At 68.4% G+C, this 25,813-nt stretch carries 20 protein-coding genes and 3 pseudogenes; 9 read left to right on the plus strand and 14 right to left on the minus strand.

Features of this window, described 5'->3' with window-relative positions; translation table 11 throughout:
* Positions 1 to 9 precede the first annotated feature (9 nt).
* The 3 genes from C9F11_RS31550 to C9F11_RS31560 all read left to right on the plus strand — a co-directional run bounded on the left by C9F11_RS31550 (position 10) and on the right by C9F11_RS31560 (position 5,221).
* The gene (locus tag C9F11_RS31550) at positions 10 to 1,935 is read left to right on the plus strand and encodes a radical SAM protein (RefSeq protein WP_138962444.1); all 1,926 of its coding nucleotides are present in this window, start codon (positions 10 to 12) and stop codon (positions 1,933 to 1,935) included.
* A gap of 12 nt (positions 1,936 to 1,947) precedes the next feature.
* Positions 1,948 to 4,488 (plus strand): RiPP maturation radical SAM C-methyltransferase, encoded by a 2,541-nt coding sequence (locus C9F11_RS31555; RefSeq protein ID WP_138962445.1) that lies wholly within the window; start codon positions 1,948 to 1,950, stop codon positions 4,486 to 4,488.
* 94 nt (positions 4,489 to 4,582) lie between these two features.
* Positions 4,583 to 5,221: a class I SAM-dependent methyltransferase gene (locus tag C9F11_RS31560; RefSeq protein ID WP_138962446.1), complete on the plus strand. Its 639-nt coding sequence runs from the start codon at positions 4,583 to 4,585 to the stop codon at positions 5,219 to 5,221.
* A gap of 202 nt (positions 5,222 to 5,423) precedes the next feature.
* Here the strand turns inward: C9F11_RS31560 and C9F11_RS31565 are convergent, their stop codons facing one another.
* The 10 genes and pseudogenes from C9F11_RS31565 to C9F11_RS31605 form a co-directional block, all read right to left on the minus strand.
* Complete coding sequence (locus tag C9F11_RS31565; RefSeq protein ID WP_138962447.1) at positions 5,424 to 5,819, minus strand: helix-turn-helix transcriptional regulator; 396 nt, start codon at positions 5,817 to 5,819, stop codon at positions 5,424 to 5,426.
* 202 nt (positions 5,820 to 6,021) lie between these two features.
* Positions 6,022 to 6,369: a hypothetical protein gene (locus tag C9F11_RS48880; RefSeq protein WP_249401949.1), complete on the minus strand. Its 348-nt coding sequence runs from the start codon at positions 6,367 to 6,369 to the stop codon at positions 6,022 to 6,024.
* A 17-nt stretch (positions 6,370 to 6,386) separates the two neighbouring features.
* A complete protein-coding gene (locus C9F11_RS31570) occupies positions 6,387 to 8,819 on the minus strand; it encodes an AAA domain-containing protein (protein WP_249401950.1) in 2,433 nt (810 codons plus the stop codon).
* A gap of 497 nt (positions 8,820 to 9,316) precedes the next feature.
* Positions 9,317 to 9,508, minus strand: a pseudogene (locus C9F11_RS31575) (CorA family divalent cation transporter); the annotation flags it as partial.
* A gap of 408 nt (positions 9,509 to 9,916) precedes the next feature.
* Positions 9,917 to 12,796 carry a tetratricopeptide repeat protein gene (locus C9F11_RS31580; protein WP_138962448.1) on the minus strand — a complete coding sequence of 960 codons (2,880 nt, stop codon included), beginning with the start codon at positions 12,794 to 12,796 and terminating at the stop codon, positions 9,917 to 9,919.
* A 560-nt stretch (positions 12,797 to 13,356) separates the two neighbouring features.
* On the minus strand, positions 13,357 to 14,715 hold the full coding sequence (locus C9F11_RS31585; RefSeq protein ID WP_138962449.1) for a hypothetical protein: 1,359 nt from the start codon (positions 14,713 to 14,715) through the stop codon (positions 13,357 to 13,359).
* A gap of 139 nt (positions 14,716 to 14,854) precedes the next feature.
* Positions 14,855 to 15,104: pseudogene (locus C9F11_RS48885) on the minus strand (transposase family protein); the annotation flags it as partial.
* A 90-nt stretch (positions 15,105 to 15,194) separates the two neighbouring features.
* Entirely contained in the window at positions 15,195 to 15,506 is a 312-nt protein-coding gene (locus C9F11_RS31595; RefSeq protein WP_249401951.1) for a very short patch repair endonuclease, read from the minus strand.
* 36 nt (positions 15,507 to 15,542) lie between these two features.
* Entirely contained in the window at positions 15,543 to 16,094 is a 552-nt protein-coding gene (locus C9F11_RS31600) for an NUDIX domain-containing protein (protein ID WP_138962450.1), read from the minus strand.
* A gap of 36 nt (positions 16,095 to 16,130) precedes the next feature.
* Entirely contained in the window at positions 16,131 to 17,486 is a 1,356-nt protein-coding gene (locus tag C9F11_RS31605) for a tetratricopeptide repeat protein (RefSeq protein ID WP_138962451.1), read from the minus strand.
* 231 nt (positions 17,487 to 17,717) lie between these two features.
* Between C9F11_RS31605 and C9F11_RS31610 the strand changes: the two genes are divergently transcribed.
* The 4 genes and pseudogenes from C9F11_RS31610 (at position 17,718) to C9F11_RS31625 (ending at position 20,724) form a co-directional block, all read left to right on the plus strand.
* Complete coding sequence (locus C9F11_RS31610) at positions 17,718 to 18,467, plus strand: hypothetical protein (protein WP_138962452.1); 750 nt, start codon at positions 17,718 to 17,720, stop codon at positions 18,465 to 18,467.
* 72 nt (positions 18,468 to 18,539) lie between these two features.
* Positions 18,540 to 19,451: pseudogene (locus C9F11_RS31615) on the plus strand (aminoglycoside phosphotransferase family protein).
* Complete coding sequence (locus C9F11_RS31620) at positions 19,452 to 20,144, plus strand: class I SAM-dependent methyltransferase (RefSeq protein ID WP_138962453.1); 693 nt, start codon at positions 19,452 to 19,454, stop codon at positions 20,142 to 20,144.
* A 28-nt stretch (positions 20,145 to 20,172) separates the two neighbouring features.
* A complete protein-coding gene (locus C9F11_RS31625; RefSeq protein ID WP_138962454.1) occupies positions 20,173 to 20,724 on the plus strand; it encodes a hypothetical protein in 552 nt (183 codons plus the stop codon).
* A 340-nt stretch (positions 20,725 to 21,064) separates the two neighbouring features.
* On the opposite strand, the gene C9F11_RS31630 is transcribed toward C9F11_RS31625, so the two are convergent.
* Together C9F11_RS31630 and C9F11_RS31640 are read right to left on the minus strand one after the other, a co-directional pair.
* Positions 21,065 to 21,571 carry a hypothetical protein gene (locus C9F11_RS31630; RefSeq protein WP_138962455.1) on the minus strand — a complete coding sequence of 169 codons (507 nt, stop codon included), beginning with the start codon at positions 21,569 to 21,571 and terminating at the stop codon, positions 21,065 to 21,067.
* A 471-nt stretch (positions 21,572 to 22,042) separates the two neighbouring features.
* A complete protein-coding gene (locus tag C9F11_RS31640; protein WP_138962456.1) occupies positions 22,043 to 23,074 on the minus strand; it encodes a nucleotidyltransferase in 1,032 nt (343 codons plus the stop codon).
* Between the two features lie 372 nt (positions 23,075 to 23,446).
* Between C9F11_RS31640 and C9F11_RS31645 the strand changes: the two genes are divergently transcribed.
* Both C9F11_RS31645 and C9F11_RS31650 read left to right on the plus strand, forming a co-directional pair.
* On the plus strand, positions 23,447 to 23,818 hold the full coding sequence (locus C9F11_RS31645) for a helix-turn-helix domain-containing protein (protein WP_249401952.1): 372 nt from the start codon (positions 23,447 to 23,449) through the stop codon (positions 23,816 to 23,818).
* A gap of 11 nt (positions 23,819 to 23,829) precedes the next feature.
* Positions 23,830 to 24,384 (plus strand): ImmA/IrrE family metallo-endopeptidase, encoded by a 555-nt coding sequence (locus tag C9F11_RS31650; protein WP_138962458.1) that lies wholly within the window; start codon positions 23,830 to 23,832, stop codon positions 24,382 to 24,384.
* Positions 24,385 to 24,478: 94 nt separating this feature from the next.
* Here C9F11_RS31650 and C9F11_RS31655 read toward each other — a convergent pair whose 3' ends face one another.
* Together C9F11_RS31655 and C9F11_RS31660 are read right to left on the minus strand one after the other, a co-directional pair.
* Positions 24,479 to 25,141 carry an HAD-IA family hydrolase gene (locus C9F11_RS31655; RefSeq protein WP_138962459.1) on the minus strand — a complete coding sequence of 221 codons (663 nt, stop codon included), beginning with the start codon at positions 25,139 to 25,141 and terminating at the stop codon, positions 24,479 to 24,481.
* Positions 25,142 to 25,374: 233 nt separating this feature from the next.
* The gene (locus tag C9F11_RS31660; protein WP_138962460.1) at positions 25,375 to 25,710 is read right to left on the minus strand and encodes a hypothetical protein; all 336 of its coding nucleotides are present in this window, start codon (positions 25,708 to 25,710) and stop codon (positions 25,375 to 25,377) included.
* Between the last annotated feature and the right edge of the window lie 103 nt (positions 25,711 to 25,813).

Raw genomic sequence — 25,813 nt, forward strand, 5'->3', positions numbered from 1 at the left:
ACGGATGGCATGGATCTCCTGCTGCTCTTTCCGCCGCTCACGGAGGCGACGCTCTTTCCCTATCTGAGCCTGCCGTATCTCGCCGGTCACGTCCGCCGGTCCGGCCGCTCCGCGCATCAGGTCGACCTGAGCATCGCATTGGTCCACCGGCTCCTCGACGGACCGGCGCTCGCCCGGGAGGCCCGTGCCCTGGACACGGCGCGGGAGCTGCCGTCCTGGTACCGGGCGGTGGTGGCCGATGCCGCCCTGCGGCATCTGGGCGAGGTCCGCGACTTCGTCCTGACGAAGGCTCCGGCGCCCCGCCTCGGCCCCGTGCGCGCGGTGCGACTGGCCCGCCAGGCCGCCCAACTGATGCTGCGGGACTCGGCGTTGGCGTGCGTGTGGGACGACTTCGAATCGCTCGACCGGGCGGTGCTGCGCCTGTCGGAATCCCCGGCCGGCTCCCTCGACTTCGCGACCCGGAGCCTGCGCGGTCTGCTGGGAGAGGCCCTGGACGAGGCCGCGCCGCGGGCGGTCGGCATCTCGGTCGCCTTCTTCAGCCAGGTGGCGCCGGCTCTGCTCGTCGCCCGGTGGATCCGGAAGCTCCGCCCGGGCACACCCGTCTGCCTCGGCGGACAGCAGGTCATGCTGCGCCACGACGAACTGGCCGCCATGGCCTCCGTACGGACGGCGGTGGACGCGCTCTGCGTCACCGCGGGCGAAGAGCCCTTGGAGCGCTGGCTCGCCCATCTCGCAGGAGAGGCGCCGCGCGACGACGTGCCGGGGATGAGGTGGCTGAGCCCCGAAGGCGCGACCGCCCCCGGCAGGCCGCCCACGCTGCGCTTCAAGGACGTCGGCGCGCCCGACTACGGCGGCCTGGAGGTGCGTTCCTACCTCAACGACACCGTCGTCCTGTCCATGGTGTCCTGCGTGGGCTGCTTCTGGGGGCGCTGCGTCTTCTGCTCCTACGGCAACCGCTCCCTCGAACGCGGCGGCTACCAGCAGGCCTCGCCCAGGCAACTCGCGGACACCGTACGGCAGATCGTGGAGAGCACCGGGATCGACTTCGTCACCGTCGTCGACGAGAACACCAATCTGCTCCTGCTCGCCCGGGCCATGCGGCTGGTGCGCGAGAGCGGGCTGCGCGTCCGGTTCAACACGCGCAACCGCCTGGAGCCGGTCCTGCTCGACCCGGCCTTCTGCCAGGAGCTGGCCGAACTCGGCTGCGAGGGCATGGCCGTCGGCTACGAGGGCGTCACGCAGCGGCTGCTCGACCGGCTGGACAAGGGCGTCCGCGCCGCGGACTTCCAGGTCATCCTCGACAACCTCGCGGCGGCGGACATCCGGGTCAACCTCTCCGTCATGGGCGGCCTGCTGGACGAGACCGAGGAGGAGGCCGAGGAGTCGCTCCGCTTCCTGGAGCGCAACCGCGAGAAGTTCGCCGTGGACGCCTTCGAACTCATGGTGGTCGAGCCGGGGACCCGGCTCCTTGCCGAGCCGGGGAGCTTCGGTGTGGCCCTCGACGGCTCCGCCGCGTTCGCCGACAACCGCGAACTCAACTACCTGGGCGGCAGGGTGGGCAGGCGGCACACCGTCGTGGGCGGCCCCGGGCGCCCCGCCATGCTCAGGCGGCTCCAGCACGGCATGCGCCGGATCTCCGCGGCGGGAGCCGGACCCGCCGAAGCCCCGGCGCGGCCGGCGGCGCTGCGCCCGCACCCATGGATCCGGTGCGCTCCGCCGGGACTCGCCCCGCGCGGCGGCTCCTTCCTGCTGGCCGATCCCGTACGGGACCAGGTGTACGCGCTGCCGAAGGACCACGTGGCCCGAAGTGCCGCGCCGGGCGGGCTCCTGGCCGCGACCAGCGCGCGGGGCCGCTCCCTGCTCGGCAAGCTCGCCGCCGCGGACGCCGGTGTCCTGTGCGACGAACCGCCACCGGCCCCGCGCCCGTCCCGCTGAAGGAGTCACACGGTGCACATCACCCTGGTCAACATGCCCTGGGCCTCGATCGACTTCCCTTCCCTGGCCCTGGGAATCCTCAAGCGACGCGTCACGGACGCGTTCCCGGACAGCCGCGTCGACGTCGTGCACGCCAATCTGGACTACCTCGACTGGATCACCGAGCGGGCCGGTCTGACGCGGGACGAGTACACCTTCTGCTGGGACTCCTACTTCACCGGGTACAGCGAGTGGATCTTCTCCTCCGCGCTGTACGACGATCCGCGGTGGCGCAACGACGAGTTCGCGGACCTCGTGGCGGGCGTGGTGCCGGGGGACATGCTCGCCAAGGGGCGCCACCTGCACGCGCTCGCCCCCGAGTACGTCGACTCCCTCGTCGGCCGCATCCTCGCCGACCGGCCCGACGTCGTCGGCTTCTCCACGACGTTCGCGCAGAACAGCGCCGTCCTCGCCGCGGCCAGGCTCATCAAGAAGGCCGCGCCCGAGGTGCGCGTGGTGCTCGGCGGCGGGAACTGCGACGGCCCGCAGGGTGCCGCGCTCCACCGCGGCTTCCCGTTCGTCGACTACGTCAACCGCGGTGAGGGCGAGGTGTCCTTCACGCGGCTCCTCACCTGCCTCCGCGACGCGTCGAGCCCCGCGGACATCCCCGGGCTGTGCTGGCGCGACGCGGACGGCACCGCCCACGCCAACGCCATGAGCGCGGCCCCGCTGCCGGCGTCGGCACTGGTCACACCGGACTACACGGACTACTTCGAGCAGCACGCGGCCTCCCGCGCCGGAGCCATGGCCGAACCCCACCTGGTGGTGGAGAGCTCACGCGGCTGCTGGTGGGGGCAGAAGCACCACTGCACCTTCTGCGGGCTCAACGGATCGTTCATGGAGTTCCGCAGCAAGAGCCCGGACCGCTTCGTCGACGAACTCCTGGCGATGACGGAGCGCTACCGCGTGCTCAACGTCGCCGTGGCGGACAACATCCTCGACATGGCCTATCTGAGGTCGGTGGTCCCGAGGCTCGCGGAGGCCGAGTGCGACCTGCGCGTCAGTTACGAGATCAAGTCCAACATGCGCCGCGAGCAGCTCGCCTCCCTCGTCGCCGCCGGAATCCACTACGTGCAGCCCGGCATCGAGAGCCTCAGCGGCCGGGTCCTGAAGCTGATGGACAAGGGCGTCACCGGCTGCCAGAACGTCCGCATGCTGCGGGACGCGGAGTCGGTGAGCCTCGGCGTCGTATGGAACTACCTCTTCGGCTTCCCGGACGAGACGGAGGAGGACTACGAGTCGGTGATCGACCAGTTCCCTTCCCTCCACCACCTCGCTCCGCCGAACGGCGTGACCCGCATAGCCATCGAACGCTTCAGCCCCTACTTCAACCGCCCGGAACTGGGATTCGGCGACCTGCGGCCCGCCGCCCACTACGCGGTGATCTACGACCTGCCCGAAGCCGAACTCCGCGACATGGCCTATGTCTTCGACGCGGCGCACCGGGGGATCTCCGCCACACAGGCGGAGCGCCTGGAGAAGGCCATCGAGACCTGGCGCCACGAGTTCCCCCGAGGGCGCCTCACGCAGTGCGACCTCACCGACTCCGTCGTCCTGACCAACACCCGGCCCGGCTTCGCCTGGAGGACCCTGCGGATCGAGGAGCCCTGGGAGACGGCCGCGTTCCGGCTCCTGGACCAGCCGTGCACCGACGACGTCCTGCTGAAGAAGCTCCGGGCGGGCGGTCACGACGTCGACGCGGAGGACGTGGCGGACCTGCTGTCCCGCTGGCGCACGAGGGGCCTGCTCTTCGAGGACGGCGGCCAGACCGTGCACGTCGTACCGTACGCCGCCAACCAGGACCTCATGCGCTGGGTGACCCACGGCGGCCCGGCGCTGGTGCCCGCACTGCGCCACGGCCCGGCGGACCGGAGCCCGGAGGCGGCCGCGACGACGGCGCTGCGGTGCTGGCGCGAACGCGACGAGGAGACCCGCGCGCGGGACGGCATCTTCATGGGGGAGGAGCCGTACGAGGACACCGCCGTGCGCTCCGTGGCGGAGCTGGTCGCGCGGGGCACCCGGCACGTCGCCCTTCCCGAGCCCGTGGTCCTCGGCCGCGGCGGGAGCGGAGGCGACCGGCGGGCGGTCCGCGGGCTCACCCACGTACGGGAGTTGACGGGACGAGGCCTCTCCGTCGACTGGGACCTGGACCTCGGCGGCGAGATCGGAGCATGGCGGCTGTTCAGCCATCTGTATCCGCCGCGTTCGGTGGCCGGTCCCGACGGCGACGCCGTCCTCGAGCAGTGGCGCACCACGTTCCACATGAACAAGTGCGGCTACCGGCGTGGCGTGGGCTTCGTCGAAGTCACCGACCTGCGCCACGGAGCACAGCGGCGCGTCCTCATGCGCAAGGTGAACAAGGAGAAGCTGGCGGCACTCCTGGACGGTGCCCCTGCCTCGGACTTCCGGCCGCGGGAGACCGAGGCGTTCCTGACGTCGGGTCTCGTGCACCGGGTCGGCTCCCTGCTGTGGTGGCTGCCCTCCCGCATCACCCGCTGGCCGGTCGTGGGGTGACGCCGTGGGACGACGCCGTGGGACGACATCGTGGGGTGAGGAAGGGAAGCGACGGCCGCGCACCGGACCACCGTACGGAGAGGAACCGAGGACCATGCACCCTGACGGGGCCCTGCCGCCGCGCTCCCTCAACGCGGCCGAATGGGACCACACGTACGAGACCGTGGCCGCCCGCTGGGACGAGGAGCCGCCGCCCGTGCTCGGCGACCTCCTCGCCGAGCACGCTCCGCCCCCGGCCCGCGTCCTGGACGTCGGCTGCGGGCTCGGCACCACCGCGCGCTGGCTCGCCGCCCGCGGCTACGCCGTGACGGCTTGCGACTTCTCGGCCCGGGCGATCGAGGAGGCCCGCCGCCGCACGCCCGAAGGGTCGCCGGTGCGGTACGAGGTCCGTGACGTGACCGGCCCCGGGCCGGTGGACCCGTTCCCGGTGGTCCTCGACCGTGGTGTGCTGCACACCTGCCCCACCGGCCACGAGCGGCGCACGTTCGCCGCGGCGATGGCCCGGACGTGCGGGCCCGGCGGCCTGTGGGTCCACGTCGGGGCCGCCGCGCTCAGCGAGGAGGACGCCCTGGACCAGTCCGGTGGACCGTCCTGGACCACCGAGGAGACCTTCCGCTCCGCGGTGGCCCCGTGGTTCACCGTGCTGGACCTCCGGATCGCCGACTTCGGCCGGCAGCCGGGCGTGACGGACTGGCCCGCGCGGTACGCCGTGCTCCGGAGGGGCCAGGGCTGAGGCCCTTCCCGCGGGCGTGCGGCCCGGCCCCTGCCGCACGCCGGAGCCTCTGCCGCACGCCGGAGCCGTGGGGCCCTGCCGCACACCGGAGCCTCTGCCGCACGCCGGAGCCGTGGGGCCCTGCCGCACACCGGAGCCTCTGCCGCACGCCGGAGCCGTGGGGCCCTGCCGCACACCGGAGCCTCTGCCGCACGCCGGAGCCCTAGACGCGGTCGACGTGCACGTTCGTGGACTTCACCCGGGCGGTGGCCGTCATGCCCACCTCCAGGCCCAGCTCTTCCACGGCCTCCCGCGTCAGCAGCGACACCAGCCGGTGCGGCCCGGCCTGGATCTCGACCTGGGCCGCCACGTCGCCCAGCTTGATCGCGGTGACGATGCCGGGGAAGGCGTTGCGGACCGAGGTGTGGGAAGCCTCCTCCTCGCCGTTGCCGCCCTGGGCGAGCTCCACGGAGAAGGCGGCCAGGTCCTTCCCCTCGATGAGCCGCCGGCCGCCCTCGTCGCGGTGGGTCGCCACCCGGCCCGCGTCCGCCCACCGGCGCGCGGTGTCCGGGCTGACACCGAGCATCCGTGCCGCCTGACCGATCGTGTATGACTGCATGGTCGTCAAGGTTAGGCCCCCGCACCGCGGCCCGGCCGGGGGCCGCGGCGGTCGGCCCCGCACGGCCCCGACGTCCGTGACCGCACCCGGCGCACCACCCGTGGCGTCCTCCAGATCCGCAGATCGGCGACGGTGGTCCGAACTGGTGCTGCGGATCGCGCGGCCGGGCCCTCGTGGTGACTGAGTACGGACCGGAGGAGCTTCAGCGGCCGTCGCGGAGGCGTATGTCTTGGGTCCAGGCGTTGGAGCGCCCGGAGGGGGTCGTCTTGCAGGCGGTGGCGTAGCAGCGCCAGAACCAGTTGCCGTTCTTCCGTCTCCGGATCTCGATCTCCGTGCCCTGGCACCGCCTGCACTTCGGAGGGCGGGAGAAGGTCTCCGCGTGCTCGTGCGCGAGCAGTTTGCGGGCGAAGTACGCGCCGCGCATCGTGACCATCACCTCCCGCGTCCAGCTCTGGGACAAAGCGTTCAGGCTGCCGAGCAGCACGGTTCGTTCGTCGAAGACCGCGATCTTCTGGTGCATGACGTACATCGGGATCACTGTGTGGGCCACGGCGCGAAGGTCCGTGATCAGTGCCTGGGTTCGCAGGTCTCCGCTGCAACTGGTCGGTGTCGTCGCGGATGAAGACGGTGATCCGCACTCCGCGGTGGGAAGCGGCCGCGAGGGCGGGCAACAGGGAGCGGAGCCGTCTTGCGATCCACGGTGCCCAGAGCCATAGAGAGCGCTCTGCTCGGTTGATCTCTTCGGCGAAGGTGTCGTAGAAGGTCGAACTCCCGGCCCTGGAACCGGTGGGCCGTACCGACCTCCGCGAGTGGGCGCCCCGCGTCTTCGACGTCGCGCAGTGCCTCCAGGGTGGCGTCGGCCTGGACGCCGTACGGTGTGACGATGCCGGCCTCTTCCCCCTGTTCGCGGTGGAGTTCCACCAGCGCCCGAGCGATGAGCGACCCGGCGGGCCACCACCCTTTGCGGCTGCCGGTCAGGTGGGCGCGAGCCAGCCCGTCCAGGCCGTCGGTGTCGATGAGGACGATCTCGGGGTCGTTGCCCGGTCTCTCGCGCAGCGTCTGGGGACCGCCCGTGAGGACACCGCCATACGCGAGATCGTTGGCCAAGCGCATGACGGCAGGGCCGAAACGGTGCTGCTCGGTGAGCGTGACGCACGATGGGTGCGCCTCGGCGTCTGACGGTTCGTGGATGCCGCAGTGCTGGAACACGTCCGGGTGCAACCACCGCTTGATGTCGGGGCGGTCGCTGTTGCCGAGGACGGACGGGACCACCGGCCCGAGCTGCATGAAGTCCCCGAGCAGGACGGCCGCCCGGTCTGCTTTGCCAGTGGCGAGCAGGACCTCGGGGAGGGTCGCGGCACCCGCTTCGTCGACGAGGACCACGTCGTACGGCCCCTCGAGGACCGTGCGGTTGGTGCGAAACCGGGCCAGGGTCGTGGCGACCAGCTTGGCGGACTTGATGATCTCGCCCTGGGCGTTGCGGGCGAGTCGCTCATATCCTTCCTGCGCCAGCTGGTACTGCTTCTCCAGCTCCGGTCGGCGGGTACGGTCGGCGGCCACGGCGGGACGCAGCCGTTCGGCCCGGTCATGCTGGGCCGGCCAGCCTCGTTCGGCGGCCTGTCCGACCAGGTCACGGGCCTGCACGGCGCGGGCGGCGGTCTCGGAGGCCCGGATCGCCGCTCGCTTGAGGGCGAGCGCCTGCTGCTCAGCCTGTTCGCTCGCGGCCACGAGCTTCATGGCGTCGGCTTCGAGCCGGGAGATCTGGTCCCGGCTGAGCGGGATCGCCGCGACCAGCGCGTTGACTCGGGCACCGATACGGGCGATGTGCGCGGTCGCGGTCGCGCGGGCCTCCTGTGCTGTCGCACGGGCGTCGGCGGCCGCCCGCCGGGCGTTCGCCAGCTCATCCCGAAGGTCTGCGATCGTGTCGCGCTGCCGCCACCTGCCGACGGCGCCCTTCGCCTCGAGTTCCTTCAGCCTCAGCTCCAGGGAACGGCGGCAGTCGTCCGCGAGTAGGGCGTCGGCCTCGCTGTTCCCCGCCGCTTCCTGCACGCGGGTGATCTCCTCCGAGAGGTCGTCGACCTCGCGCCAGCGGTCCTTCGCCGCGTCCGCGGCCCTCTGGCGTGCGCGTGCTGTACCGATGGCCTCCCCGAGGTGGTCCAGGCGTTGGACCGCTTGACTGAGCTGCTCTTCCGCCTCGGTCACCCGGGCTCGCGCCGCCGCCACGGCTTGTCCGGTCGCCCCTACGAACTTCAGGGCCGCGAAGTACGACGGGGCGTCGAATTCCGCGAGTCTGCCTTCCAGAACCGTCAACTGCTGGGCCCGGTCCCTGATGGAGACGAGTTCGGCCTCGAGTTCCGCACGCCGGGCCGCTGCCTCCGTCAGCCGGGCCCGGACCATCAGAGGCAGGGACACGGAAGGGTCTTCGGCCACCTCGCGCAGGTGGGGCGGCCCGACCCGGACGATGTCACCGAACTCGTGGCGTCTCTCCCTCACCACACCCAGCAGGGCGTTGTCCACGGCGATGTTCGTCGCCGACACCAGCAGCACACGCCGACCCTGGGCGATCAGGTCGCCAATGGCCCGCTTGAGGACGGTGGTCTTCCCTGTGCCAGGTGGCCCCCACACCAAGTGGACGCCTTCGCCGAGACATGCTCGGTAGGCGTCCGCCTGGGCAGGATGGAAGCCCGGCGGGTCGACGGCGTGAGCCGAAGGGCCGCCGATCGTCGCGGTCGCGAGAGCAGTGGCGAGGGGATGTTCACCCAGCCCCGCGATGCCGTCACGCAGAGCCTCGATCAGGAAGGTGGGCGGCTGCTTCAGCATCCACAGGTGCGGGTCCGCGATCTCGGCGAACTCCGGTACCAGCAGCGTGAGCAGGGAGCCGTTCTGTACGGCTTCGGAGACAGCGAAGCCCTTGGTCTGGATGCCGTCGTTGCCCGGTCCGGCCAGCCTCAGGGAGTCCAGCTGTTCCGGCCCGATGTCGGAGCTGCGTAGATCGACCACATACCGGCCCGGATCACCACTCCGGGCCGCGCGCCCGACGAGCTGCCAGCGTGGCTGTTTGCCCGCGCCTCCTTCGACGGCGATCTACTCGCCGAGTGCCGAGGCGATCTCCTCGCGCCATCCCACCTACCGTCCCCCGACCCGCCCGATCCGCGCCTGCCCGATGCTGCGCCGCCCTGATGTGCTTCCTGTGGCCTCTCCACCCGAGGACCGGCACAGCCCGAGTCGTGGACGAGGGAAGCGCACCGGGTCGCTGCCTTGGAGCGAACCGGAGCCCGAGCAGGAGAGGTGCGCCTTCCCACTTGGGTTGCCCACGACGTACGGCAACACGATCCGGGCGAACATTCAGTGTCGAGGTGTGGAGCCCGCTTCCGCGAAGGTCGGCCTCATTCCCATGCGGGGGGGCGGGCGGGCCTGGAGGGCGTCCCGCAAGGGCGGCTTGCACGGTCTCCGGATCCTTCGCGTGCACGAAGTTCATCAATTCCCGCGACGCCCCGCTACAGCCAGTCCCGCCTCTTGAAGATGAAGTACAGGCTCACGCACACCACACCCATCAGCCCGATGGCGAAGGGGTAGCCGAAGGTCCAGCTCAGTTCGGGCATGGTGTCGAAGTTCATTCCGTAGATCGTTCCCACCAACGTGGGAGCAAACAAAATCGCCGCCCAAGACGAGATCTTCTTGAAATCCTCTACCTCACCCCGTTGGCCAGGGCATTTGAGTCGCCGAGGTGGTCTGACCTGGGGGAATGCGTCTTTCTGATTCCTTCACGCTCGTTCAGCCTTGTGTCGCTGGTTCTCCCCAGGCGCTCCCCATGCAGCTCAATTCCCCCCAGATTCTCCCCACGGGGCTTGCTCGATGGAGGCGCCTCAAGATGGTTCGGGGCCCGATTGCTTTGTCGTGTTCCGCAATCGGCTGGGCGCCGATGTTCGTGTCCGGCCGGAGTGGCGCTGGGGCACTGACCCCGCTGTTGGCTTCTCTGCCCATTCGCCTCTCGGTTGTGCCGTTTCGTGACGCTGGACAGTGTCCGATGCCTGTGGTGTTCGGGGCCGCAGGGGGTGTGCAGGTGCGTGGTAGGCGTGTTGCTCGTGGCGCTTAATTCATTGCCTCTCCACCGGACTCCCGCTGTCCGGGTGGGCATCGCCACCCGCAGCCATGGCGAGGCACTCAGCGGCTTCCTCCATGATGCATGCCGCGCCGTCGGGGTCATCGTCGAGCAGCGCGACCGCCTGTCCGTAGCAGCCCAGGGCCTCTGCGCAGCGACCTTGGGCGCACAGGCACCGAGCATTCCAGAGGGGGACCGCCCACAAGGGCACCGTGCCGCCGTCGGCTACGGTTGCGGCCTTCTCGGCCAGCGCTAGTTGCTCCTCGGCCTGTGTGAAGTCCTCCTGCGCGATGAACAGGCGGGCGAGCGCGATGTGCAACTCGACGATGAGCAAGCCGATGTTTCCGCTCACGCTCAGCTGATCGCGCAGCAACCTCCGCAGCTCGTCCTCGACGCCGCTGCACTCCGCCAGTTCCAACTGAAGGGCGAGCCGGGTTTGGATGAGGTCGACGAGGCTCGCGGGGCTTACCGGGGAGTCGCTCCCGGCCGGCATGTAGAGACCGAGGAGACGGCCGATCAACGCGATGGCCGGGCGTTCACCTTCCCCGTGCAGAAGCAGACCGAGCAGGTGCTGGGAAATGTCGTAATAGAGGGGGGAGAGCTGTGCGTCCGATTCATCGAGTCGGGAAAGCAGCGTGCTGTACATTCTCTCTGCTTGTTCCGTCTGACGCGTTTGTGTGAGTGCGTGACCCACGTGGTGAAGCAGGCTGATGTCCAGTTCGGACGGTTCCGTCTCGACGGCGGACATCAGCACCTGCGCCTCCGCGGTCGCCCTCTCGTCCTTGCCCTGTTCCGCGAGCACCAGGACAAGGACCGAATGCGCCAGCAACCTGTTGCGCACAGAGCCGTTTGAGCGCAGCCCGTCCAGAACCGCGCGCAGCTGTTCTTCCGCGGCAGGCAGCCGGCCGGTCGACTGCAAGGCGCGTGCCCATAGGAACTGGAATTGCAGTGTCTCCAAGTCCTGCGGCCCTCGCTCGGCGCGGCTCTCTTCGAAGAGTCGGCGTGCCTCGTCCACATCGCCGATGGCTTCGTAGTACTGGCCACGAATCGCACCGACTACGGGACGGGTTTCCGGTAGAATAGCGGCTCGTTCCATCATCAACCTGAGTAGTTCATCGGCCTGATCCCGATGGTTGGAGGCCAGGCAGTAGCCGTAGGAGACCCATCCGGCTTCGACGAACCAGGCCAGCGACTCCACGTCGTTCGCGGGAGCGGAGCGCAAGGCAGCCAGAACATGGGGGACTAGGACCTGCCGCCTTCGCCATTGATCAGGTGTATCCGTGCCCCCTCCCATCCATCGCGCCAGGCGGGCGCTGGTCTGCCACACCTCAGCGGTTTCATCTCCGTCGCGCACCTGTGCCGCGTTGGTCTCCAGTACCAGCGGGTGAGCTGTCAGACACAAGTCTGCCGCGTTCGCCGTGCGGCTTCCGCGTCCGCTGATCGAGACGTCCACGTCGACCAGGTTCAGCAAGCCCACGTCGACGAGTGCGTCGACGGCTGCCTCGCCCTCTTCGAATCCTTCCGGGAACCCGCCCTCCAGTGTGACGAGACCGTAGGCGAGCAGCGCGGTGGGGAACGGGGTCGTGGCGAAGCACGACAGGACCCGCATGAGTAATCTGGCTTCCGGCAGCCCTTGTCGGGTGAGCAAGTCGAGGCTGATCTCCCAGGTGTGGCTCACCAAACGGCGCAGCCGCTGCTCGTTCATGGGCGACCTGAGTGATTCACCCGCGTCGAGCAGCGGGGCGCCCAGCCGGTCGAGTTCGGCCTTGTACCCCGCGAAGTCCCCCACGGGCCGGATGTCTACGGCGCCGCGCGCTAGGCCCAGGCTCCTTCGTGTCTTCGCCAGATATGAGCCCGCCAAGTGCAGCCCCAGGGGCAGTCCACCCAGCCTCGTAGCGAGCGCACGAGCGTCCTCCGTCGGCCCGGCGTCGCCCGCCAGATCAGTGAGGACCTTCCCCCCGTCCTCGGCCGACAGCATGTCCACCGCTCGGCACATTGCTTCCGTTCCCCACAGCAGGGGGTTTCCGACGCGACTCGTCACCACGGTGAGGCCGGAACGACTCGGTCGGATCCACCCTGTGCCGTCCCCTGGCAAGCCGTGCTCCGAAGCAACGACTGAGAGGTCGTCCACGGCGTCGACGACGAGCAGCCAACGCTCGCCCGCACGGTCCAGGCAACGCCACACGAGATCCAGCGCGCTCGACTGACCTGCCCAGGCACGAGTGAGGTCCTCTTCGGCCACGCCCAGTTCCCGGGCCACCTGAGACATACCCGTCAGCAATCGCTCGTTCGTTGTCCCAGACACCCAGAACACCTGATGCCCAAGGGCCCGGGCGTGCCGGGCAAGCCGCAGCGCCGCTGTTGTCTTTCCGCATCCGCCTAGCCCGTGCAGGACCTGCACCTGTTCGTGCCCCTCGGCCAGTGCCCTTTTTAGATCAGCCAACAGGCTGTCCCGGCCATGGAGACGGGTGGGCAGCTCTCCGTACGGAGGACGCACCGAGTAGGTGCCCGGATTCGGTCCGGAAGCGGCCGGGTCGCCCCTCGCCGTACGGCGAGGAATCCCCCCGGTCTCACGGCGTCGTTCCTGGTCCGCCGCCGTCCGCCTCGTCTGCCACGCGGCCAGGCCCCGCCGGGGTGTGCTGGAGTGCTGCTGGGCCCTGGCTTCGAGCAGTTCCACGAGAACGGCAAAGGGGCGGTCGTCCTCGGGAACACTTTTCCCGCTGAACCACAGGCTGAGCTTGCCCTTGCCGAGACTGACCGGGGGGCGTTGTCTGCTTCCCCACTGCGCGATCTGGGCGTACGTAGGGGATCCGGCGTTCGCGCGAAGCTGCCTCAGCTCCGTCGCGAGCCGCTCGGCCGCGGACTGGTCGTCCATCCATCACCCGTTCAATCCGAACTTCCGTTGAACGCCTATTCCATCAGGTCTGGCTTGCGGCGATGTGGGGTTCAGCGGGAAAACGATCCGTTGAACCCCGCACGGATCCGGGCTAATGGCCGACGACCGGCCAGAGAGGCCGGACCTGGAGAGAGGACGTGCGGTGAAGGAATTCGCAGCGAAGTGGCGGCGCAGGGCTTGGCGGTTCGAAGCGCTGAGGACAGCGGGAGGATGGGTGGTCTCAGGTCTTGTCCGCGAACTCGTCAGCCGTGGTCTGTCCTCGTGGTGGGGGTCATGAGCCGAGTCCTTCACGACGCCCGACGGCGAGATCGTGAAGCGAGCGGGCGAGGGCGGCAGCCAGCTTCCCCGCTCGTCTGCCCGGCATGTCCAGCGGCACTGGGCGACCCTGCGGGCTCAACTGGTCCTGACATTGACCAGGTTGGCGATGTGCCGGCCTTCTATCGTTGGGCCCACGGCGTCACCAGACCGCCCCGCCTCAGCTTTGCTCGCCCCGAGCAAGCACCAGCAGGATCGGTCAGCGGTTGCGGCTGGCTGCCGGGTCACTCCTCTCGGAGGCGGATTGCCATCACAGTACCGTCGGCACGGATGGACACCGCGTTCCACTTCCCTGACGTGCTGCGGTCCGGCCACTGTCCTCGGAGGTCGTGTACTTCGCGTCGATACTCGTTGACGCGCCCGTGATGGAGATGCATGTACAGGCTCTTCTTGAGCCCGGAGAACGCCTCTACGCGGGTGCCATTCAGGCGGTAGATGTGGTCGGTGCCGAGGTAGTCGATGCCGTGGATGTGGTGCTCTGCATCTCGCAGTCTGCCCGTGTTGGCATGGACGTCGTGCTGGAAGTGGCGTCGCCCTTGCTCCTTGGTCAGGTACTGGGCAGTGGGTTTGCCACCCCCGGTGAATGCCATGAGCGTGGCCGCTTCCGTCCGTGCCAGCACGATGTTGAACCAGGCAAAGGATTCGGACAGTACCTGGTACCCGGGGATAGTCGTCTCTCCTCGTTCTGCATGCCGCACGACGTCAGCCATGCGGTTGCCCTGGTCAAGGGCAAGGTCCAGGTCGGCTTGTGGTGTTTCGCCGGGCGGACGGAGGATGGTCGTGCCCGGTGCCTCCAGGATGTGCAAGGCGAGGCTCTCCCTACTGGGGATCTCTGTCCCGATCAGCAGGTACGGGACAGTGCCGTAGGGCCCGATGTGTACGGACTCCACGTGGGCGCTGGCCGTGCTGAGCTGCTTGTGTACCTGGTGGACGCTGCTGTGCGTGCCCTTCGAGGAGACGAGGAGGACCTTGGACGGCTGACCTGGTTGCCAGGCTTCGACGAAGAAGTGGGGGCGTCGCTGCAGTGGCTCCGGGCGAGATCCGATACCGGAAGTGCTGCGAAGGGTCCAGCCAGCTTTCAAAGCGACGTCCGCGGGAATCACGGAGACGGAGTGGTCGGGGTACCGAGACCTCACCACGTTCTCGGCCAACAGTGAGGCGAAGCCGGTTCCGATTTCTCCGGACTGCGTGGCCTTGTAGAAGCGTAGGAGATCACGCCCCTCGGACGACAGCTGCAGGTAGTCACCCTGGCTGGCCTCCAGTGCCTGGCTATAGCGCAGACTCCCCCAGTGCTCCGCCAGCCCTCGTCCCGCGCCTTGACGGGACGACGCGGCCCCGAGGCCGATGGCGTGGATGACTTGCCAGGGGGTGAGTGTCAGTGATCGCGGTGCGGCTTGGACAGTTCTGTAGTCGGTGCGCCGGCGAAGCGGGCCTCGCCCGTCGTCTATCCGCTTCTCGTCTTCGTCGTCCGCGGCCTCGGAAACGTGGGCGGCGAGTTCGGTGGACGAGCGGACCTGAACGTGCGAGGCGTTGCTCAGCTCGTGGAGAATCTCGTTGACGGCTTTGAATTCGTCCTTGTTCACCGATTGCCCTTCCGTCGACGCCATGTGGAGTGAGCCGCAGGACGGTAGGACGGGGCGGGGGAGCGCAATCAAGTACGCATGAGGGGCGCAGGCCGGTATTCGGCCAGCTCTCCTCGGTGCCCATGAGTCCTTTCCAACTTCAGACTGATGCGTGGTGAAGGACGACGACTGCCTTCACGATGTTGGTGATGCGGTTGGTACTGCAGCGGAGTGTCCGCAGGAGGCGCCAGCTCTTGAGGGTGGTCATGGCCTGCTCGCTAACGCAGCGGATCTTGACGTGGGGTGGTGTTGTGGCGACACCTCCACCGCTTGAGCCGATGGCCTCGATACGGCACCAGTACGGGTCCGCCAGCACCTTGATACGCCTTGTCCGCCCAGCATTTGAGCTCCACGCAGGCTTTGAAACGGCTCACTGGTGCACCGGCGGAGTGCCTTGGGCGCGCGGGCGTCCGCGGGCGACACGCTGCACGCCTTCGGAATCAGGGGGTCGGCGAGTCGACGATCGTCTTGCCCACGTACTTCATCCGCGGTGCTCGAGGGTGAACTCGGTGGGCAAGTGCTGCCACCACTCTGTCGACGACGGTGTCAAAAGCCGCGTGTTCCCAGACGCGCAGAGGCAGCCAGCCCAGGCTGACGAGGTGGGCATTGGTCTCTTCGCCCCGCCGGGCGTTGCCCTGCAGTTTCTGCTGCCACCACTCCGCGTTGTGCGGCGGCGCGTGCAGGTGGCGAGGGCACGCGTGCAGAAGCACCCCTGCCAGAAGCACCCCTGCACGAATGTCGCCGTCCGCCACCGAACGAACGTGAGGTCTGCACGGCGACGGCGCATTTCAGGGACGGGTAGGTTCACGCGGTAGCGAAATCCCAGCGCGGGCAGGGCTCTGGTGCCAGCCGTCGAGGGAGACTTCCGGCCCTCCGGCTAGGTAGCAATGGAGAGCGCTGGCTGTGGTGTCCACGAACTCCTTGGGGATGGCGTCGGTGTCGATCCAGCGGACCTGGGCGTGCTTGCGGGGCTCACGGTTCTCGGGCTCGCCGGTCCACTCATGGGCGGCGAAGACGACGGTGAGGAATCCGTTGGGAGCTTCGACGCCCCAGGCGCCGTGGATGATGTGGGCGACCTTGAGGGACTCCGGCTTCACGGTGAGGCCGGTCTCCTCGTAGAGCTCGCGCACCGCAGTTTCGGTGATGGGCTCGCCGGGTTCGCTCTTGCCGACAGGGAGGTCCCACATGCCCTGGGCGAACTTGGCGTTCTCGCTGCGCTGGAGGAGTACGACGCGGTTGGCGGCCTGGTCGTGGACGATGACGGCGGCGACCAGCAGGGTCATGGATTCGAGGGCGGGCTTCAGGGCTTTGGGTTGGTCGTCGGTGGTCGGTTCAGCCACGGTTACGTCCCTTCATCGGCCAAATAGGTAGGCAGCTTAGGCGAGTGCTTCGCGGGCGCGGCGCGCGAGATCGGCAGCTCCGGGCACCTTGCGCCGCTGGTAGATCGCGAGAGTGGACCGCAGCGACATGATCGCTTTGCGGGTGCGGTCGGAGGTCATGCCCTCCATGAGAGTGAGAGCCTGCGACCAGGCGGCGACGGCCTCGTCAGCGCGGGCCTGGGCGGCGAGGCTGTCACCCAGATCGGCGTAGGTGAGGGCGTGGACGCGCTTGTACTTCACGGGGTCCCAGCGGATCAGGGCGTCGCGGTGCTGTTGTTCGGTGCCGACGTGGTCGGCGAGGTCGGTGAGGGTGCGGGCGGTGTGGCTGGCCACGGTGCCGGCGGCCGGGCCGCTGACGCGGGAGTAGCTGGGCTGGGGGCCGTCCTCGCGCAGGAGGGCGTCTTCGGCGGCGAGCAGGGCGCGTGCGGCGGCGGGCCTCTCGTCGGTGGCGGCGTAGGCGCGGGCGTGGGTGATGTGGAGCAGGGCTTCGGTCTGGCCGTCGATGTGGCCGAGCCCGCTGGCGAGCGCGGCTTCGGCGAGGTCGACGCAGTGGTGGGGCTGTTTGAGGCTGAGGGCCTGGTGGGCGAGGGTGCGCATCATCCAGGCGGCGTGGCCGTGCGGGTCGGCTTCGCAGGCGAGTTGGTAGCCGACCCGGTAGTAGCGCTGGGCGGCGCCTTCCTGGCCGAGGTCGTGGTGCTTCCAACCTGCCAGGTAGGCGAGTTCGGCGACGGCGCCGAAGGCGGCGCGGCGTAAGGGCTCGGTGGTGAAGCGGCCGCGAAGCATGGGGGCAGCGGTGTCGGCGAGGTAGGCGGTGACGGTCGTCAGGCCGTGGCCGCCGCCGAGGCGTTCGTCGGCCGCGCTGAAGGCAGCGGTGATCTGCCGTACGACATCCACGTCCTCCGCGCCGACCAGCGTGGTGCCGGTGCGGGCTCGGAGCATGCGGGCGGTGGCCTCGTGGTCGTAGGCGAGCGGCATGGCGACGCCGGCGGTGGTGAAGGTGGCGACCGCGAGGAAGCGGTGGCGCTCGACGTCGGCGCGCCCCAGCTCGGTCACAGTCAGGACCGGGTCCGCTTCGCCCTGCTCGTCGCTGTCAGATGTGCCCAAGCCGATCTCGGCCAGGGTGACGATGCGGCCTGATCGGCGGGTCAGCGCTTCGGTGAGGTACTGGCTGGTCCGGCCGCTGGGCTGGCGGGTGCCGTTCACCCAGTGGGAGATGGCCGACTTGTTGGTCTGGGTGATCTCGCCGTTCTCGGCGGCGATGCGCCGCACGTCCCTAGCCAGGGCCTCGTATGTGCAGCCTACCGCGTCGATGGCCTCGCGCAGGCGGGAGTTGGGGGCTCGCTGCGCTGTCACGACCGCCTCCGATCCGGAGCTGTAAACCGCGTATACCGCCTCGCCTGCCCCTCACCGTACCCACGGTGCGTGACGAGAGGTTCACTTGTTCGCAGCCGCCCGGCACGGTCCCAGGTTCCGACCGTGATCCAGGCTCCCCCTTGGTCCGGGCGGCTCCCCGAAGTTCCGTACGCCCGCAGGAAGCTCGGGCATTCCTATGCCCGTTCCTTGCCCCTCAGAGACGGAGACACGGTGACCACCATCGACACCGCGGCCATCACGGTCGAGCTGCCCGAAGCGTTCGACACGCGCTGGAGTCGCCTGCCCGGCATCCAGGTCGAAGGCCGGCGCATCACCATCGACCCGGCCGAGTACTTCTTCCGCTTCGAGTCCCACGCCTGGCTCGTCGCCGACTGGGAGCTGGTCAAGTCCCAGCTCCTGGACGTGGACGAGACCACCGAGAGCGCGGTCGAGCAACTCGCGCTCGGTTTCATCAAGCAGCATGGTCAGTCCACCTCGGACGCGGCCCGGGTGCTGTCCATCGCGTACGAGGTGTACGCGTACCTGTTCCGCGAGGAGCATCTCGCCGGTCTCGGCCTGCGGCAGATCACCGCCGAGCACCTGCGGATGCTGCGCGAGGCGGCCACGCTGATGGCCCTGAACAAGGTGGAGCTGGACGGGCACATCTCCAACGTCGGCCCGTGCTGGTTCTTCCCAGCCGCCACCTCCGTCGTCTTCGACCTGGACGAGGAGACGGGCTGCCTGCTCGACGAGGTCTACCACGGTGGCTGGTTCAACGAGCACCGTCGGATCGAGTCCATCAAGGCCCACGCTGCCCTCGGCGGCCGGCTCGTGCACGGCTGCCAGTCCGTGCCGGACCAGTCCGGCGGCGTGGTCGCGCCCTACGGTGCCTCGATGACCAACTTCCGAGACGGCCTCGCCGAATTCAAGGGCGATTGGATCAAGCAGGTCCACGCCCACCGGGCTGCCTCCGCCGCCTAGCCCGTACACCTGGCTCCAGGGCGGGCAGACACACTCGTCCGCCCTGGACGCCATCGATCTCAGGAGTCCCTCATGGATGCGAACCTCAACGCCGAACTCTTGGACAACGTACTGACCGCTGCTGGTGAGTCCGCCGTAGCGCGTGAAGAGGTGCGCGTCTGGTCCATGTCCGGCGTCGAACGCCTGACCTTCCCCGACGGCGCCACCGCCATCTTCAAGTACGCCAAGAGGCCCTTCGACCGTGAGGACCAGGCCCTACGCCTGGCCCGCACCCTCGGCGTTCCGGTCCCCAACGTCCGCGCCTCCGCAGTGCTCGATGGCTGGCTCGGGATGCTGCTGGAAGACCTCGGCACCCCTGTCCGGGATGCCGACGACCTCGACGGCGCTGCCGCAGCCGTGGTGCTGCACCGCACCCGCAAGGCGGCATCCTTGCCCGTCCTTGACCGAGAGACCCTGCGAGCCCTGCCCAGCCGGGCACTGGACCACCTCGATCGGCTCGGCAAGGCCGAGCGGTGGCAGGACACCGACGGCATCGAGGCATCGCTCGACCGGCTCTCCCAGGCCGCCGAGGCCCGCTCGGCCGGAGCGACGACCGCGCCGTTCGGATGGGTGCACTCCGAGTTCCACCCCACCAGCCTCCACATCGGCCGACGCGGCTGGCGTCTCCTCGACTTCGCCCGTGCCTTCACCGGCCCCGGGCTGCTCGACCTGGCCAGCTGGCACGGCACCCTCGAGGATCCCGACCCCGTACGCCTGCGCGTCTTCCTGTAGACCTACGTCGCCGACGGCGGCACCCCCGATGCTCTCGCCGAACGTGGAGGGCTCACTGCGGAGCAATGGGCGCTGGGCTGGCACCGGATGTGGGCGGTGGAGTGGTTCATGGAGCAGTCCATCCGCTGGATCAACGACCCGGCCACCGACGCCGCGTACATCAAGGTCGTGCGCCGCCACCTCACCGACGCCCTCCATCTCCTGGAGGCGTAGATGCTCGCCCAGGCTTCTCCCTGGTACGCCCATGCTCTCCAGCGCACCGCGGCCGGACCTGCCGTAGCGCTGAACGTGCCTGCGCGGATGGAGTGGACCACACGACGAGGCAGCGGCCCTGGCTCCGAGATCCTCCATCTGGGCCCGTACCGCAGGCGAGTGCTGGAACTCGGCTGCGGCCCCGGTCACAACGCCGCCCACCTCGCCACCCGGCACGCTGCTCAGGTCACTGGCGTCGACCTGGTCGGCCTTCAGGTCCGCAGGGCCCGTTCGCACTACGGACGGCTGCGCAACCTGGACTTCGTCGTCGGCCACGCTCTGCACTACCTGCAGGCAACCGACGAACGCTTCGACGCGATCTACTCCGTCTTCGGCGCCATCGGCCTCGTCGCCCCGCAGGTCCTGCTCCCGGCCATTGCCCAGCACCTCAAACCCGGCCGCACCCTCGCCTTCTCCGTGCCTCACCCGCAACGCGGTGGCAGGCCTCCGTGTGCTGATGACCGCCCGCGGCGTGACTTCGTCAACCTCCCCGACCGCACCCGACTGCCCATAGTCCGCTGGGATTTCGACACCGGCCGCTGGGAGACACACCTCGATCGTGCGGGCCTGTGGCTCACCTCGGCCCAGGAGTTCCACGATGCACGCCACGGCCGCTGGCCAACCACCTTGCTGATCACTGCCCGCAAGCTCTGACCCTCGCTCCAGCCTTCTGGAGGTACCGATGCGCCAGCCATACCTGCTCCTCGACATCGACGGCGTCCTCATACCGTTCCCCGGCGACAACGGGGCCGCCCCGGCCACTCATGTCCGATACGACGTCGTGCCCATCGGCCGGGGCGCCGACGACCCCGTTGCCATCTGGCTCAACCCGGACCACGGCCCGCTGCTCATGGACGTGTTCCGAGTCGGAACACTCTGCCCGACCTGGTGCACCAGCTGGCGCCGAGACGCTACCGCCTTGATCGGCCCGCTCCTCGGCCTCCCGCCTCTGCCGTACGTCGACCTGCCACGCCCGCAGATCACCACCAGCCACCCCAACGGCTACCTCTGGAAACGTGACTACGTCGACACCTGGCTGGGCGACGCACCCGCCGTCTGGATCGACGATGACTTCACCGGCCTGGACCATGCCTGGTCCGAAGCACGCACCGCCCGCGGCTCGGCGACTCTGCTCATCCAGCCAGACCATCACGTCGGGCTGAAGGTCGAACATCTGGCCCAAGTCACTGCATGGGCTGCTTGGATGGCCGAGCATGGTGCCGAAGCCGCGTAACGCCGAGTGCTGGGCCGCCCGGTGTTGAACGTCCTCAGCCCCTCCGACCGCGTACGAGAGAACCCCCGGATGTGCGTCGAACTCTCCGATCGCGGATCACGTGTTCTCGTGCGGAGGCGCCACCTCGGACCATGCAGCCCACTGGTGTTGGAATGGTTTCACTACCTGCCTGTTCACCCCATCTATCTCTGGCTGGTACCTACAGAAGGCCCGCCTGGTGCCGATCCTCGCTGAGCCGTGGCCGGCATGTTGGTCGGAGGACACCCTGCACCCTCGTGCCATGACGACCTGAAGGCTCAGGGATGTGGCAACGGTCACCGGAACTGAATCACGGCCCTTCTCAGAGGTGACGGCGCATCACTCCAATGCATTTGGCCCGGGCAGCGATTGATTGGTCCCGCGGATATGGCACCCCGAGATTCATCCCGCTGTCGGTGGCGATCGGGGGTTGCTGCCAGGCGAGACTCATCTGAGCACCAGCCTCAGCTCGGGCCGTGGCAACGAGGACTGAGTATGGCCCTGCCACAGCCGAGGCCTCGATCTGGAGCCACGCTTGGTGGAAGGCCATCCGGGCGAGTAGGCCGCTTACCTCGTCGGTGAGCTGTTGCCGTACGGAGGAGGAGGACTCGGGGCGGCGCCGTATGCGGTACGGCATCTCCAGGTACTCCTCGACCGTGGTCAGCGCCTCGGCGAACGTCTTGGCCCGGCGTTCCTTCCGTACGGTCCGCTGATTGAAGGTGTACGTGAGGTAGGCGCCGAAGAGAGCGATGCACGGGACGATCACTGCGGCTGTCTGGGCCCAGGTCCAGCCGCTCTCCGTCGCCCGTGCCGCCGCGATGACCTGCACACGTCGCTCCCCTGCGTGTCGTGAGGGGCGTCCTCCACCAACCACTGGCCACCGTGTTCTCCGCCGGTGAGCCGCCAGTAGTGTTCGAGGAACAAGTGTGTGCGCACTATCTCGATGAGGTCCAGCAGCCCTTTCGAACTCGTCCAGCGACGTTCGTCCGGATCGAGCGGGTACCAGAGGCAGAGGGCATCGTCACGCGAATACCGGTGCTTCGACGCGGCCCCGGGCTTGGCATGGACGCGAGGGAAGTCCTGGGCTGGCTGGCCGTAGGTCGGATAGGGCGGAACCGCATGGAAGCGGATCCGGACGTCGATCGGGTCGGGCTCGCCTATGACATCAAGTCCTGCGAGTTCGTACGTTAGTGAGTCACTGCGGTACGTGTGGCGGAGAGCATCACCGAAGTGTCGGTGTGCGTCACGTTCGAGTGGGGCCCACCAGACAGGCTGAGCCCCATACCAGACGGGCATGGTGTCAGTCTCCCCACGCCCGGGTCCGAGTCGGCGTGACGAGTCCCGTGGCGAGCCCGAGACCGGAGGTGGCCAGGCTGCCCGACCGGACCGCTCGCGTGAGGCGGTCGGCTTCTTCTTCCGTGGCGTCGGGCTTCGCCACAAGTTCGGGCAGGACCTGGTGTAGTGCGTGCTGGGCCAAGGCCGGTCGCTCTTCCTTTTCATGCTCGATCGCGAGGTTGATGTACTTCTGGGCGGTGCAGAGCCTCTTGTGCACGTCGGCGCGCGGCATGTTGAGTGGGATCGGGCCGGCTACTCCGGCTGGGTCGGGCGTCGGGCCCTTGCCGATCTCGTCCGCCGCGTAGGTGAAGAAGACCTGCAGGGCGTTGATGAGCGGCATGGGCTCGTTGAGGCAGTCGAGGCACAGGGCCTTGACGTTCCAGGAGCACATGGGCTTGCTATGGGTGCTGTTCCAGTGCTTCAGGAGCCGGACCGTGCGGGCGAAGACGACCTTCGTGTCCTCGATGGCCTGCAGCACCATTCGAGTGTGGGCGATCGGATCGGCGCGGTCCCACTGGTCTGCGGTCTTCGTGTTCGGGATGTACAGGCCCCGCCCTGAAGGGTGAGGGATCGCGGTCATGACGTCCGCCGTGAAGTCGACCTGGCCTGGGGTGACCGGGGCGCCGAAGCGTACGAGGACGGCGCGGCGGCGTCCTTCGACTTCGACGGTGAGATTGGGGAACTCGTTGTCGAGGTCCTCGTGGATCGCGTCGCGGACGATCTCCATCAGGGACTGGGCGCTCTTCTTGCCGGGGCCGTAGGGCTCGGCGTCCTTCTCCGTGAGGACGACGCCGAGGTCGACGTCGGTCAGTGGGGTGTTGGCGTCGCCGTGCGCAACGCTGCCGTTGAAGTAGGCGGTGGAGCCTGCAAAGGCTCGGCGTACGGACGCGGCGAGGAGTTTGCGGCGGCGCTTGGCCTCGGCGAGTTCCTCGTCGGTCACCTGGATCTTGCGGCGTCCTTCGTCGAGGAGCTGCGCAAGGGACTTGTTTGGAACCATCGGTACCTCCTTGGTGGCTGGTAGGAGACGACACATCGGCCGCCCGCCAGCACGTGACCTTTTACTTCTCCCGACGGACACCCTTGAACGGCGTGCCGCCTGTCTTCCCGCCCATGAAGCGGCCGTTCTCGCCTCGCTTCGTCCAGACGCCAGTCCGGGGATTGAGGATCTGGCTCCGTCGGGAGACACCACCGCGACGGAAGCCCTTGCCGGTGTTCGTAGCCATGTGGCCATCACCTTCTAAGATCACGACCTCCGTGATTGCGAGATGGAAATCAGTACCGATCTCGCAATCTGAAGGGTAGAGGGCATGCTTCGACTTTCGCAAGTGATGCCTGATGTGCAACCATGTATCCGAGAGAGGAGGAGATCGTGAGCGAGCGAATTGCAGCAGGACGGTTTGATGCGGTCGCGTTTCACGCAGCCCTGGATCGCACGCGTCAGGAGCGCGGCCTTCTCTGGAAGGACGTAGCTCAGCAGGCAGGTGTAAGTGCTTCGACGTTGACGAGGCTGGCCCAGGGACGTCGGCCCGACGTGGATGGGCTAGCGGCTCTAGTCACATGGGCCAATCTCAGCGCGGATGATTTCGTTCGCCGAACCGACGAGCCTCGCAGCCAAGACACGCTGACCAAGGTGGCTACGCATCTAAGGGGTGATCGCAACCTCACGCCGGAGGCCGCGGAAGCCCTCGAAGCTCTGATCGCCGTCGCCTACAAGCAGTTGGTGAACGATCAGCCGGAGTAGGGGAGCTCCCTATGTCGTTGCGTCATGGCTTCAAGGCTGAAGCGAATCGTCTCGCGGTGCAGATGCGGAAGGAGCTACGGCTTCATCCCGCGTCGCCTCTCGCACCCGCCCGGCTCGCTGAACACTTGGAGATCCCGGTCGAGACGTTCAGCTCTGTGGTAGCCCATGACGTACGGATCGGGCCACTCCTCACCGATGCGCGGGAGGCCGTGAGTGCCGTGACCGTATACGCAGGGACGCGGCGGGGGATTTGGGTGAACGACTCGCACGATCCGGGGCGGCAAAACAGCTCAGCCGCTCATGAAGTCGCGCACGCGCTCTTGATGCACCCGCCTGGTCCTGCACTCGACCTCGGCGGTTGTAGGCACTGGGACGGGGAGATCGAAGAGGAGGCTGACTGGCTGGCCGGTAGCCTCCTCATCACCAACGAGGCGGCGTGGTCCATCGTCAGGCGCGGCACCAGCCCAGAGGAAGCGATGCTCCAGTACGGAGTTAGCAAGCCCATGTTGACCTGGCGCATGAATATGAGTGGCGCGCGCGGGCGCCGTACCCGATCGGCAAGTTGATTCTTCCGCAGGTCCTTTGGCTCAGCAGCGAGGTGAATGTGGACGCCGACCGTTGCTCGTAGCCCCAGGCTGATGCGTCGATTGAATCCAGCTTCTACGCGGCTAGGTCGACGCTCACCCCGAGGAGGGCCTGCAGCTCGGCGACGGTGTCCGCCTCGTGCGTCGCGAGAACGGTGGTGATGCCCAGGTCCGCGGCGGGCGGGAGGTTCACCGGATGGTCGTCGACGAACACGCAGGCCGAGCCGGGCAGGCCGAGACGCTCCAGTGTCAGCTGGTAGATCGCCGGGTCCGGCTTCGCGGTTCCGACAGCCTCGGAAATGACGTGTACGTCGAACAGGCTCCAGATGCCGACGTGTTCGTACGGGTTGAAGGGGTCCAGACCGAAGCTGTTCGACAACAGCGCGAGCCGGTACCCCGCTTCCTTCGCGGCCCGCGCGAGGGCGGCCATGTGCCGTGCTGCGGGCACTCCGGCCCAGGCGCGCCCCATCAGGTTCGACGGTTCGACATGCGCACCGAGCAGGCTCGCTGTGCCCTCATTCCACTCGGTCTGGCCGATCTGTCCGAACTCCAACGCCGTGTACAGCCGTCGGCCTTCAGGGTTGTCACCGAGAGCGGTACGCCATGCGTCGGGGTGGAGCCCTTCCGCTTCGCACCACGCGCGGTGCACGGGGCGCGGGTCGGCGGTCAGTACCCCGGCGAAGTCCAGGATGAGCCCGCGCGGGGCGTTGCGATCGGCGGCGGCCTTGGCATGCGGCATGCTGCGTGCTCCCTCTCCGTTGGCCCTGTGAGGGACGTTACCGCGTGCGGGGCGAGCAGAATGGTTTGAAGACCCTGCCCTCCCGGCATCGCGCGGATGTGAGCAACACCGGTGTACTGGCGACTGCTGTGTGAGCTCCGGGCTGCCCGGGGCCGGGGCCGTGGCGGACGCGGCCGGTGGCGGAGAGGGCTCCTGGCCACCGGCCGCCGGTTCGTGCTGGGGCTTGCGTGTGCTCAGTCCTCGTGCGGCGGGATGTGGTCGGCGCCCGCAGCGACGAAGGTGGCCAGCCGGTCGTACTTGAGCATGTCCTCGTGGGTCATGAAGGGGACGAGGACTTCATGGTGCGGAATGACGTACTTGAACAGGAGGTCGGCCAGCTCCAGTGCGGCTGCTGCGGCCTCGGCTTTGGCCCTGGGGTTGTAGACGCGGATGCCTGCGGCCTGGAGTTCGTCCGTAGTGGCGCAACGGATGATCGCCTGTTCCTCCTCAGTGAAGAGGCGTCCGTCGAGGTGGCGGAAGACGAGGGAATCCGCAGGGCGGTTGAAATCTGTGTCGAACAGCAGGGCCATGACGTGGGGACGGGGCGTGGAGGCGTGAATGGGGGTCTCCTCAACGGGGGATGGATGCTGATGTCGCTCATGGTCCGGACGATCCCCGGTTTCGCTAACCGGG

The sequence above is a fragment of the Streptomyces sp. YIM 121038 genome (assembly GCF_006088715.1).
GTDB lineage: Bacteria > Actinomycetota > Actinomycetes > Streptomycetales > Streptomycetaceae > Streptomyces.

What these genes read in the sequence shown, in the direction of transcription:
- C9F11_RS31550 (WP_138962444.1), top strand. Translation starts at nt 10, where the DNA reads ATGGATCTCCTGCTGCTCTTTCCGCCGCTCACGGAGGCGACGCTCTTT.
- C9F11_RS31560 (WP_138962446.1), top strand. Translation starts at nt 4,583, where the DNA reads ATGCACCCTGACGGGGCCCTGCCGCCGCGCTCCCTCAACGCGGCCGAA.
- C9F11_RS31565 (WP_138962447.1), bottom strand. Translation starts at nt 5,819, where the DNA reads ATGCAGTCATACACGATCGGTCAGGCGGCACGGATGCTCGGTGTCAGC.
- C9F11_RS31580 (WP_138962448.1), bottom strand. Translation starts at nt 12,796, where the DNA reads ATGGACGACCAGTCCGCGGCCGAGCGGCTCGCGACGGAGCTGAGGCAG.
- C9F11_RS31620 (WP_138962453.1), top strand. Translation starts at nt 19,452, where the DNA reads ATGCTCGCCCAGGCTTCTCCCTGGTACGCCCATGCTCTCCAGCGCACC.
- C9F11_RS31625 (WP_138962454.1), top strand. Translation starts at nt 20,173, where the DNA reads ATGCGCCAGCCATACCTGCTCCTCGACATCGACGGCGTCCTCATACCG.
- C9F11_RS31640 (WP_138962456.1), bottom strand. Translation starts at nt 23,074, where the DNA reads ATGGTTCCAAACAAGTCCCTTGCGCAGCTCCTCGACGAAGGACGCCGC.
- C9F11_RS31650 (WP_138962458.1), top strand. Translation starts at nt 23,830, where the DNA reads ATGTCGTTGCGTCATGGCTTCAAGGCTGAAGCGAATCGTCTCGCGGTG.
- C9F11_RS31655 (WP_138962459.1), bottom strand. Translation starts at nt 25,141, where the DNA reads ATGCCGCATGCCAAGGCCGCCGCCGATCGCAACGCCCCGCGCGGGCTC.
- C9F11_RS31660 (WP_138962460.1), bottom strand. Translation starts at nt 25,710, where the DNA reads ATGGCCCTGCTGTTCGACACAGATTTCAACCGCCCTGCGGATTCCCTC.